Below are 12,242 nucleotides of genomic sequence, written 5' to 3' on the forward strand. Positions count from 1 at the left end.
TATTATTAAATTAAACATTTCAAAATAGTTAATTTATTAGCCGGTACAAATTATCGGTTTAAAAAGCTATTTTTGCGGTTCAATGGAGCACATTCGTAATTTTTGTATCATAGCACACATCGACCACGGTAAAAGTACACTTGCCGATAGGTTATTAGAGTATACCAACACTATTACCCAGCGCGAATCGCAGGCACAATTGCTTGACGATATGGATTTAGAGCGCGAGCGCGGTATCACCATTAAAAGCCATGCCATACAAATGGATTATGAGCTTGATGGGCAAAAATATGTGCTTAACCTGATTGACACCCCCGGACACGTTGATTTTTCATATGAGGTATCACGTTCAATTGCAGCTTGTGAAGGTGCATTATTGATAGTCGACGCCGCACAGGGTATTCAGGCACAAACCATCTCCAACCTGTACCTGGCTTTAGAGAACGACCTGGAGATTATCCCTATCCTGAATAAAATGGACCTTCCAGGTGCTATGCCGGAGGAAGTGAAAGACCAGATAGTTGACCTTATTGGCTGCAAACGCGAGGAAATCCTTGCTGCATCGGGCAAAACGGGCATGGGAGTACATGATATTCTTCGTGCAATTGTTGAGCGTGTACCTGCTCCGGTAGGTGATCCTAAAGCACCGCTACAGGCATTGATCTTTGATTCGGTATTCAACTCGTTCCGTGGTATCATAGCTTATTTTAAAGTTGTGAACGGCGAGATCCGCAAAGGCGATAAAGTAAAATTTGTAGCTACCGAAAAGCAATACCTTGCCGATGAAGTTGGTACACTTAAATTACGTCCATTAGCTAAAGACGTGATCAAAACCGGTGACGTAGGTTATATCATATCAGGTATTAAAGAAGCAAAAGAAGTTAAGGTTGGCGATACCATTACCCAGGTTGATCGCCCTTGCGAAGAAGGCATACAAGGTTTTGAGGAGGTAAAGCCGATGGTATTTGCAGGCATTTACCCTGTTGATACTGAGGACTATGAAGAACTACGCGAATCAATGGCAAAATTACAGTTGAATGATGCATCACTGGTTTTTGAACCGGAATCATCAGCAGCTTTGGGTTTTGGTTTCCGTTGCGGTTTTCTCGGTATGCTGCACATGGAAATTATCCAGGAACGTTTGGAGCGCGAGTTTAACATGACGGTGATCACCACCGTTCCCAACGTATCGTACCTGGCCCATACTACAAAAGGCGACTCGTTCACGGTAAATAACCCATCTGATCTTCCCGATCCATCAAAAATTGATTTTGTGGAAGAACCTTACATCAAGGCTACCATCATCACAAAATCTGAATTTGTTGGTCCGGTAATGTCGCTTTGTATTCAAAAGCGTGGTACTATTACCAATCAGTCATATCTTACATCTGAGCGCGTTGAGCTGATATTCGAAATGCCAATGGGTGAGATCGTATTTGACTTTTACGATAAGCTGAAAACCATTTCAAAAGGTTATGCTTCGTTCGATTATCACCAGATAGGTTACCGCCAGTCGGATTTGGTTAAGCTCGATATCCGCTTAAACAGCGAGCCTGTTGACGCGCTTTCGTCTCTTATTTTCCGGGGCAACTCTTATGATTTTGGTAAAAAGATCTGCGAGAAATTAAAAGAGCTTTTACCGCGTCAACAGTTCGAGATCATTATCCAGGCGTCTATCGGTGCCAAGATCATAGCCCGCGAAACGGTGAAGGCCTTACGCAAAGATGTAACTGCCAAATGTTACGGCGGCGATATCTCCCGTAAACGTAAATTATTGGAGAAACAGAAACAAGGTAAAAAACGCATGCGCCAGGTAGGTAACGTTGAGATACCACAGTCGGCGTTCATGGCAGTTTTGAAGTTGGATTAATCCCTTAATTCCTTTGAGCGGAATCGGGGTGAGTAAATTGATATATTCTGTACAGGTTAGTTACATATTTTACAGCAAACGGGTTTGTTAAACATATTCATTTAGGAGACTTTGTTTATGGTAAATGGATTGTGTACGATGCCGGCGAACCGAAATATTATATTGATGCTTTCAATAAAGACGCAGATTCAAATAAAGTTATATTTGAAATGCTCCTGAACAATAAAACAGAAACTATTGAAAGTATCATTAGCAAGATCAATCAAAATCACGGATTAAAATTATCCCTGGACAACAGGCCTTTTATAAAAGTACGAGTAAAATCAGAGCCGGTAAACTTAAGCTTGCCGCCATTGCCTGACCACTTCGTTAAACACATTTAATAATGCAGCTTTTAGACGGAAAATACGTTTCAGAAAAACTTAAGGTTGAAATAGCTGAAGAAGCAGCTAAAATATTAGAAAAGACCGGCAGGAAGCCTCACTTGGTGGCAGTGTTGGTTGGTCATGATGGCGGTAGCGAAACTTATGTAGCCAGCAAAATGAAAAATTGCGAAAAAGTTGGCTTCAAATCATCGCTGGTACGTTATGAAGATGACGTTACAGAAGAAGAACTATTAAAGAAAGTTGAAGAGCTAAATGCGGATGCCGATATCGATGGTATCATAGTACAACTTCCTTTACCAAAACATATCGATCCTGAAAAAGTAACCGAGCGCATCGACCATCGCAAAGATGTTGATGGCTTTCACCCGGTTAACCTGGGTCGTATGCAGCGTAATTTACCGTCGTTTATACCGGCAACTCCTTATGGCATTACTCTAATGCTTAAGGAATACGGCATTGAAACCGCCGGTAAACATTGTGTGGTTGTTGGTCGCAGCAATATTGTTGGTTCGCCAATGAGCATCCTGATGGCGCGTAACACCACTCCGGGCAACTGCACAGTAACCATTTGTCACAGCCGCACACCCGACATCAAAAAGTTCACACTTGATGCAGATATCCTGATCGTTGCTATCGGCAAAAAGAATTTTATTACTGCCGATATGGTAAAAGATGGCGTTGTGATAGTTGACGTAGGTATGAACCGCGAAACCTCAACTACAACAAAATCGGGCTTCAAGCTGTATGGCGACGTTGATTTTGAAAATGTTGCACCAAAATCATCATGGATCACCCCGGTACCAGGCGGTGTAGGCCTGATGACCATCGTTGGTTTGCTTAAAAACACATTGGCTTCCGCTAATAAAGAGGTTTATAAATAGAAGTCCGCTTTCATATAAATCGTCATTGCTGTAACCATCAGGGAATCTGAAAAAACTGTGATGACATGTAAACTCTATTTTAGGGCTGTTGCGCGGGACGCGTTAGGGATAGCAGCGTAAAGCCCACAGCGCGGGTTGGGTTTGCGGGCAGGAAAGGCGAGGACTTGCAGCGGATAGCCCGGCCGCAGGCAACGCCCATATTGTAAAACAGAAAAAAAACACATTTAATAATCAATAACTTACGATCACATCATTATAAGGTACGAAGCAATCCCCGATAAGTAGGTCCGCCCTTTATAGTTTGGGACTGCTTCGTACTTCGGCAATGACGGAATTAATAAAAAGCACCTTCTACTTAAACGCTTGCCTTAACTTATCCCAAATGGAGGCTACGCCAACGTAAACTCCATCCTCCTTTACTTCAACCGGATAAGTTTCAATAAAATCATTTTGGCCTTCGCCCCCTTTTCCTGTTTCAAGATCGTAGGTATACCGGTGGTACGGACAAACTATAAGCTTTTTTACGCATAGTCCTTCACTCATATCCGCACCGGCATGCGGGCATTTAGCCGATACCGCGTAGAGCTTACCTTCAAACCCTACCAGGCAAATACTTTTGTTGCCGGCCTTAACCTTTTTAATAAATGGAACGGAAATATCGGATAGAGAGTCAACTTTATACCAGGTCATAAGTAATTAATAGCAAACCCTTGCTCAAAAATCGATCTTCAAATTCATTACATTAGGATTTTTAATTACCTCGTCCATACTGGTAACAAGCGTAACTTCCCTCCTGTCGGCCGAGAGCATAGCCTTTGAATTATTGACCTTCTTTACAGGATGAGCAAACCGCAGGATCACTTTATAGGGCATATCAATCAGCATAGCTTTAGCCATCATGAAGGTAGCCTGGGTTTTCTTTAAAAAGGCGTTAAATTTAGCCTTGTCAATAATGCGGTAAAATTTATGAGGAGTTATATCATACGAATAATAGTCCTGCCCCCCTACCATTTGCCGTGCATCAAATGGCTTATTTGTTTTATCGGTAGTAGTTATAGCACTTATCTGGGTATTAAGTGCAATTTTTGATACATTTTGCAAATAATATTGCAGGTCTGCTGCGTTTTTTGCTGTATGATTAAGTGTTACTTTCATAACACTCTTTTTAAGGTTCATATTAACAGTTAGCTCACTGCTTTTGGCCAGTTCAACTTCTTCAGTTTTTAGTTTTTGTTGGGCACTGTCGGGTATTGCACTATAAAAATTAAGCGTTGTATCTTTAACCAAACTAAATTGTGGAGTTTCCTTAACTGAATCAGACATCAGATTAACCAGTACCGATACGGCCCTGCTCATATCAAAAGCATAGGCTACCTTACAGGTACCGTCACTTTTAAAATCGTAATGCTCTTCAATATCCACACATGAACTAAAACAAAGCACTACCAGTAAAATTAAAGGAAAGTAAAGTTTTTTCATTTCCGGATATAAATTAAGCGTCGCCGATACAGTTATTGCATTTTACGAATTTAAGGTTAATTGGTTATCTTAAAATTAAAAGTAATTATAACAATTATAAAATGAAAATAAAAAGGATAAAGGTAAAAGGCGAAAGGTAGTTTATCGCGTCATCTATAGCGTAGTGCATAATTGATGAAAGGAAAAACCTTTAACCTTTGGCCTTATAAAGATACTTCCATATTAGTGTAACCTTTTAGCTTTCACCTTTTAGCTTTCGCCTATCTTTCAGTACCTTTGCACCCTTAAATAACTATGGCACACCAAATACCAGACGACGGCACGCTGCTTCCTTTAATGGAGGAGTTTTATACGATACAGGGCGAGGGATATAACACGGGTAAAGCCGCATATTTTATTCGTCTCGGTGGCTGCGATGTAGGTTGCCATTGGTGCGATGTTAAAGAAAGCTGGGATGCCGAGTTGCATGCACTCACTGCTGCCGATACCATTGTAAGTAATGCTGCCCTTCATCCGGCAAAGGCTGTTGTAGTAACCGGTGGCGAGCCTCTTATATACAATCTCGACTATTTAACCCACCAACTTCACGAAAAAGGAATAAAAACTTTTATTGAAACCTCAGGTGCTTACCCGCTTTCGGGCGATTGGGATTGGATTTGTCTTTCCCCTAAAAAGTTCAAGGCACCAACGCCACATGTTGCTGAATGCGCCCATGAATTAAAAGTAATCGTGTTCAATAAATCTGACTTTGAATGGGCCGAATATCACGCCAAAATGGTATCGCCCGACTGTAAGCTCTATTTACAGCCCGAATGGTCAAAATCAAAGGAGATGACACCACTTATTGTTGACTATGTGAAAGAAAACCCACAATGGGAAATTTCATTACAAACTCATAAGTATCTGAATATTCCATAATTTTTTTAACTTACGATATTAATTATCCTAAGTTAAAATGAAGATTGCAGTTTTATTGGTGCTTGCATTGTGTGTACCTGCTTTGCTTTGTGCCCAGCAGCCTGCCCGATATTCGTCATCCAATAAAGAAGCTATAAAATTCTTCGCTTCTGCTTACCAAAATCTTGATCAGCACCTTTATGATGAAGCCATTCAAAACTCATTAAAGGCCATTGGTCAGGATCCGAAATTCATAGAAGCCCACCTCCTGCTTGCCGATTTATACCGGATGAAACGGATGTATAAACCCGCTGTAGAAGAGTATGAAAAAGTCATTGCATTAAGCCCTGAATTTAATCGGGGGGCATATCTTAAGGCCGGAGAAATGGAAATTCATGATGCAAGCTATGCGCAGGCCCAGATGCATCTCGAAAAATACCTTACCTATCCCGACTTGACTCCTGACAACATTACCTATGCAAAAAAGATGCTCGCCGATGCCAAATTCAGTATACAGGCTATATCACACCCTGTACCCTTTAAGCCAATAAATATCGGCCCCGAGATAAATACAGCTAACGATGAGTACCTGCCAGTTGCTACAGCCGATGAAAGTACACTGATATTTACCCGGAAGATCAACAACAACGAAGACTTTTATAAAAGTGAAATGGTAAATGGTAAATGGACTACCGCCACCTATCTAAGCAACCAGATTAACACAGAAAAATATAATGAAGGCGCACAATCCATTTCGCAGGATGGTAAATACCTGTTTTTTACCGGCTGTAACCGTCCGGATGGATTAGGCCGGTGTGATATCTATATAGCTCAAAGAAAGGGCAACGACTGGGTAAAACCTGTTGACCTTAACCCACCGGTAAACACTTCCGGCTGGGAGTCTCAACCCTCTATAAACTTCGACGGGCGCACGCTTTACTTTGTAAGTAACCGCAAAGGGGGCTATGGCGGTTATGATATATGGAAAAGTACATTAGGCGAAAAAGGCTGGGGCGAGCCGGAAAACCTTGGCCCTAATGTTAACACCCCGTATAATGAACAATCACCATTTATACATCCGGACGATAGTACACTTTACTTCAGCAGTGACGGATGGCCCGGCTTAGGAAGTAAAGACCTATTTGTTAGCCGCTTAGGCCAGGATGGCAAATGGCGAAAGCCCGAAAACCTCGGATATCCTATTAATACCAGTGGTGATGAAAGCGGCTTATCGTTAACCGCCGCCGGTGATTATGCTTTCTTTTCGTCGAATAATTTAAACGGTTTCGGCGGCTATGATATTTACAAATTTGAGCTACCGGTAAAGTTACGACCTCGCTTAGTGACCTATGTTAAAGGCTTTGTGAAAGATGCAAAAACCAAACAACCCCTGGAAGCCGCCATTGAAATTATTGACCTCGAAAATAATTTAGCGGTTTACCAGGATTACAGCGACGAAGAGAAGGGCGATTTTTTAGCTACTTTAACTTCTGGCAAAAACTATGCGCTTAATATTTCAAAAGGCGGATATCTGTTTTATTCCGAAAACTTTTCACTCAAAAATTACAAAACCAAGAACCCGTTTAATATTGTGGCTTTGTTATCACCTATTGAAGTTGGGAATAAGGTGATACTCAAGAATATCTTTTTTGATACCAATAAGTTTGATCTTGAAAAGGAATCAAAAGCCGAGCTTCTTAAGCTTATTGAATTTTTAGGCGTAAATCCAACTGTACGAATCGAAATTTCGGGGCATACTGATAACGTGGGTAATCACCAAAGTAATCAGGTACTATCTGAAAACAGGGCGAAATCCGTTTATCAGTATCTTGTATCACATGGTATTGCTCCTGCCCGGCTTGTTTACAAAGGTTACGCCGAAACACAGCCCATAGCGCCAAACACAAGCGAAGAAGACAGGGCAAAAAACAGGCGTACAGAGTTTATGATCATTACTAAGTAAGCTTTAAAAGCTAAAAGCAGAACGCGCAAGGCCTAAAGTTAATAGACTAATACTTGTACTTACGGGTTGCTTAAAGTAAAGCAACCGGGCTACATAAATGCAAATTCCGGGCCTTTTAATTGAAGAAGATCAGAAAGTAAAAAGCCTTCAGAATTTAATCTGAAGGCTTCAATATTTTAAGCAATATCCTCTCTTAGTTTCCTAATTCCGACATGAACTTAATGCGCATTAACTGTACCTCTTCACGGGTGTAATCGTCGCTGCCCAGTTCGGCTAAAGCTTCATCAATTGAATCGGCTTCGGCAGTACGGAAATAATCAAACACTTCTTCCTGCTTATCCTCATCAATAACTTCGTCAATATAATAGTTGAGGTTAAGTTTAGTTCCGGAGTTAACAATAGTTTCAACTTCTTTCAGAATCTCTTCATATGTAAGACCTTTTGAAGCGGCTATATCGTCAAGATTTAAATGCCTGTCGATATTTTGAATAATGAATACCTTAAGGGCTGATTTATTGGCTGCGCTTTTAATCACCATGTCAATCGGCCTGTCAATATCATTATCTTCTACATATTTCTGGATCAAATCGGTAAAAGGTTTACCAAATTTCAACGCCTTGCCTGCACCTACACCTGAAATTTGTTTAAGCTCTTCTGTATTAACAGGATAGTGTGTACACATCTCCTCTAAAGATGGATCCTGGAATATCACAAATGGTGGCAAGCCCTTTTGTTTTGCAAGCTTTTTGCGCAGCTCTTTAAGCATTTGCAGCAATTGCGTATCAAGCGCCCCCCCGCTTTGTTTTGGACCATCATCGTCACTATCATCATCGGTAGCCTCCATGATTTTGTTTAAAACAAACCGGATACTATGCGGATTGTCAATAAAAGCATTTCCACTTTTGGTAAGCCTTAAAAGCCCGTATTGATCAATATCTTTTGAAATATAGTTATTGAGCAAAGCCTGCCTTAAAAGCGAATTCCAAAGATTTTTGCCCAAATCTTTGCCCGCACCATAATAATCAAGCTGGTCGTGTTCATAGTTTTTAATCTGCGCATTTTCCTCGCCCATTAATATGCTGATGATATGATGATCGTCAAATTTCTCACCAATATGCTTGATTAAACTTAACGCCCTGTGCAGGTGTTCCTCGCCATCAAAATGCTCTTTATGCGTGCAGCAATTATCGCACATGTTATTACAGCCGGCTTCATTAAAGTTTTCGCCAAAATAATGTAACAGCTGCTTACGCCTGCAAACCGATGATTCGCAGTAGTCAATAACTTCCTTAAGTATCTGGGTACCTATTTCGCGTTCCGAAACAGGCTTATCTTTCATGAATTTCTGAAGCTTATCAATGTCCTTTTCAGAATAAAAGGCTACACAAACACCTTCACCGCCGTCACGACCAGCTCTGCCTGTTTCCTGGTAGTATCCTTCCATGCTTTTGGGTACATCATGGTGTATTACGTAACGAACATCTGGTTTATCAATCCCCATACCGAACGCTATTGTAGCCACAATAACGTCAACATCTTCCATCAAGAATTTGTCTTGCGTTTCGGCACGTACTTTAGGATCAAGCCCGGCATGGTACGGCAGTGCCTTTACTCCATTAAGGTTAAGCACCTCGGCTACTTCCTCAACCTTTTTACGGCTAAGGCAATACACAATGCCTGATTTGCCCTGATTTTGTTTTACAAACTTTACTATCTCTTTTATAACATTGCGCTTGGCACGCACTTCATAAAACAGGTTACCGCGGTTAAAGGATGATTTAAATACGGTTGCATTGTTCATCTGCAGGTTTTTCTGAATATCCTGCTGAACTTTAGGAGTAGCCGTCGCCGTTAAAGCAATGATAGGAATGTTTTCGCCGATATTGCTGATCACCTGACGTATTTTGCGGTATTCGGGCCTGAAATCGTGCCCCCATTCCGAAATACAGTGGGCCTCATCTACAGCAACAAATGATACTTGGTTCAAACGTAAGAAATCGATATTTTCCTGCTTGGTTAATGACTCAGGCGCAACATATAGCAACTTGGTTTTTCCTGCAAGCACATCTTCTTTAACCCTGGCTATCTCTGATTTTGTAAGTGACGAATTTAAAAAGTGGGCTATACTATCTGATCCTCCGAAAGCCCTAAGCTGATCTACCTGGTTTTTCATCAGGGCTATCAGCGGTGAAATTACGATTGCCGTACCATCGCTCATTAAAGCCGGTAACTGATAACACATCGATTTGCCACCCCCGGTAGGCATAATAACAAATGTATCATTGCCGGCCAGGATATTGGTTATTATCGCTTCCTGCTCCCCCTTAAAATTATCAAACCCGAAAAAATTCTGGAGATTGTCAAATAGCGATTTCTTTGTTTCTATCATTATTTTAACAAATTCTTAAATTGTATTTAAAAGTTTAAAGTAACAAAATTTTCTAAATAAACGTTGGATTTACTTTTAAATTTTATGTAAAAATGATGATTAGATGAAAAACAATTTCTTTACTTGTTCATTTAAAGAACCAGACAAATTGTGATTGAGCGCCCTGTTAAATTATTTAGATGCACTTAATCGATAATTAACAAATTATTACACATTTTTACAGTTGATATACCAAATTAAAATTCTCTACTTTCTCATGGATAAAAACTATTATGCGATAATTATGGCAGGAGGGATTGGAAGCCGCTTTTGGCCGATAAGCCGTACATCGCACCCTAAACAGTTTATCGACATACTTGGTACCGGTAAAACCTTAATTCAAAACACCTACGAACGTTTCCTGAAAGTTTGCCCAAAAGAAAATATATATATTGTTACTAACGAAAACTATACCAAACTGGTAAAACAACAGCTGCCGGATTTGGAGGATCAACAGATCCTTACCGAACCCGTAATGCGTAACACGGCTCCCTGCATAGCCTACGGCTGTTTCAAAATTGAAAGCCTTAATCCCGACGCTGCCATTGTTGTGGCCCCTTCTGATCAGCAGATATTGGATGAAGAGGCTTTTGTTACCGCCATTGAAAAATCATTGCAAACCGCGGCTTCAAACGATTACCTGATAACCCTGGGTATTAAACCGTCAAGACCAGATACCGGTTATGGATACATCCAATATACCGATAATGTTATTAACGACGAGTTTCATAAAGTAAAAACCTTTACTGAAAAACCAACGCTTGAAATAGCAAAGACATTTATTCAAAGCGGCGATTTTTTATGGAATGCCGGTATTTTTGTTTGGTCGGCCAAAGCTATTGTTAAAGCATTTGGCCAGCACTTGCCCGAAATGCACGAAATATTTGCTGATGCAAGACCTGTTTACAACTCTGACGATGAAAAAACTTATGTCCATAAGGCATATCAGCAATGCGTCAATATCTCGATAGACTACGGTATTATGGAAAAGGCAGATAATGTATATGTACTACCTTCGGATTTTGGCTGGAGTGATCTGGGCACATGGGCATCGATATATGACCTGGCCGAAAAAGATTATGTAGGCAATGCCGTTATCCCTGCCGAAAAAGTGATCATGTATGATTCATCAAACTGTATGGTAAACGTGCCAGGCGAAAAACTGGTAATACTACAGGGCCTGCATGATTATATTGTTGTAGAATCAAACAATTCGCTGCTTATTTGCCCGCGTGATCAGGAACAAAATATCAAGCAGGTTGTGACTGATGTGAAAAATAAGTTTGGAGCGAAGTATATTTAACCCCCCTGCCCCTAAAGGGGAGTACCAATGATAAAGATATATAAACAAGAAAAGCTTTGCCGGTGCAAAGCTTTTCTTGTTTAACAATATTGAAAGCTTGCCATAAGTAAGCACCCCCTTTAGGGGGCGGGGGGGGTTCTCTGCCTTATCGCTTCATACAAAATCACCCCCGTTGACACCGACACGTTTAAAGATTCAATTTCTCCAAACATGGGGATTTTTGCCAAATGATCTGAAATGCGGATGATCTCGTTACGGATCCCATCCTCCTCCGAACCCATAACGATAGCCGTTGGTACGGTATAATCAGGTTTATAAATATCATCCTGAGTTTTTTCAGTACAACAAACCAACTGCAAGCCAGATTCCTGCAAAAAGCGCACAGTTTGCATAAAGTTATCATGCCTGCAAACCGGAATTTTATATAACGCGCCAGCCGATGTCTTAATAGCATCAGGGTTGATCTGCGCTGAGCCTTTTGCCGGAATTACAATAGCGTGCACGCCTGCACATTCGGCAGTCCGGGCAATTGCGCCCATGTTCCTCACGTCGGTAATGCTATCTAAAACCAAAATCAACGGTGTCTCCCCTTTTTCAAATACATCGGGTATGATGTTTTCTATTTTTTGATAAACAATGGGCGAGATCACGGCTATGACCCCCTGATGATTTTTTTGTGTAATGCGGTTGAGTTTTTCAACGGGAACCTGTTGTGCGGTTATCTGATACTCGTTCATCAACTCTTTAAGCTCCTGAATAAGACCGCCGCCTATACCTCGTTGTATAAATAATGCCTCGATCTCTTTGCCCGAACGGATAGCTTCTACTACCGCCCTGATCCCAAAAACCATTTGATTGCTTTCGCGCTGAGGCCTTGAATTAAATGCCATTTTATGATTTGAATTTTGGCAAAAGTAGCTATATTAATTGATTAAGCCGTTATTGAACTGATAACCCTTTTGGGTTTAACAGCCTTTGAGTGCAATTGCTATCAACATTCCAAAACTTTATTAACATCGGTTCAATTACCTGAAA

9 protein-coding genes are annotated in these 12,242 nt (G+C 40.9%); 5 read left to right on the top strand and 4 right to left on the bottom strand.

Features of this window, described 5'->3' with window-relative positions; translation table 11 throughout:
* Nucleotides 1-82: 82 nt before the first annotated feature.
* The gene (gene lepA / locus AC59JO_RS08950) at nt 83-1,870 is read left to right on the top strand and encodes a translation elongation factor 4 (RefSeq protein WP_091206052.1); all 1,788 of its coding nucleotides are present in this window, start codon (nt 83-85) and stop codon (nt 1,868-1,870) included.
* A 385-nt stretch (nt 1,871-2,255) separates the two neighbouring features.
* On the top strand, nt 2,256-3,137 hold the full coding sequence (locus AC59JO_RS08955; RefSeq protein ID WP_091206048.1) for a bifunctional 5,10-methylenetetrahydrofolate dehydrogenase/5,10-methenyltetrahydrofolate cyclohydrolase: 882 nt from the start codon (nt 2,256-2,258) through the stop codon (nt 3,135-3,137).
* Nucleotides 3,138-3,488: 351 nt separating this feature from the next.
* On the opposite strand, the gene AC59JO_RS08960 is transcribed toward AC59JO_RS08955, so the two are convergent.
* On the bottom strand, nt 3,489-3,827 hold the full coding sequence (locus tag AC59JO_RS08960) for a Rieske (2Fe-2S) protein (RefSeq protein ID WP_497304796.1): 339 nt from the start codon (nt 3,825-3,827) through the stop codon (nt 3,489-3,491).
* Between the two features lie 24 nt (nt 3,828-3,851).
* Nucleotides 3,852-4,616, bottom strand: a complete 765-nt coding sequence (locus AC59JO_RS08965; RefSeq protein WP_413667809.1) for a hypothetical protein — start codon at nt 4,614-4,616, stop codon at nt 3,852-3,854.
* A 294-nt stretch (nt 4,617-4,910) separates the two neighbouring features.
* On the opposite strand from AC59JO_RS08965, the gene AC59JO_RS08970 reads away from it, so the two are divergent.
* Both AC59JO_RS08970 and AC59JO_RS08975 read left to right on the top strand, forming a co-directional pair.
* Complete coding sequence (locus tag AC59JO_RS08970; protein WP_413667808.1) at nt 4,911-5,534, top strand: 7-carboxy-7-deazaguanine synthase QueE; 624 nt, start codon at nt 4,911-4,913, stop codon at nt 5,532-5,534.
* A 37-nt stretch (nt 5,535-5,571) separates the two neighbouring features.
* Nucleotides 5,572-7,476: an OmpA family protein gene (locus tag AC59JO_RS08975; RefSeq protein ID WP_497304799.1), complete on the top strand. Its 1,905-nt coding sequence runs from the start codon at nt 5,572-5,574 to the stop codon at nt 7,474-7,476.
* A gap of 193 nt (nt 7,477-7,669) precedes the next feature.
* Here the strand turns inward: AC59JO_RS08975 and recQ are convergent, their stop codons facing one another.
* Nucleotides 7,670-9,862, bottom strand: coding sequence for a DNA helicase RecQ (gene recQ / locus AC59JO_RS08980; RefSeq protein WP_413671157.1), 2,193 nt, complete (start codon nt 9,860-9,862; stop codon nt 7,670-7,672).
* Nucleotides 9,863-10,121: 259 nt separating this feature from the next.
* Here recQ and AC59JO_RS08985 point away from each other — a divergent pair, with 259 nt between their 5' ends.
* A complete protein-coding gene (locus AC59JO_RS08985; RefSeq protein ID WP_497304801.1) occupies nt 10,122-11,207 on the top strand; it encodes a mannose-1-phosphate guanylyltransferase in 1,086 nt (361 codons plus the stop codon).
* Between the two features lie 119 nt (nt 11,208-11,326).
* On the opposite strand, the gene rlmB is transcribed toward AC59JO_RS08985, so the two are convergent.
* A complete protein-coding gene (rlmB, locus tag AC59JO_RS08990) occupies nt 11,327-12,097 on the bottom strand; it encodes a 23S rRNA (guanosine(2251)-2'-O)-methyltransferase RlmB (RefSeq protein ID WP_413667805.1) in 771 nt (256 codons plus the stop codon).
* Nucleotides 12,098-12,242: the final 145 nt, after the last annotated feature.

It is taken from the genome of Mucilaginibacter sp. A5337 (assembly GCF_059690695.1).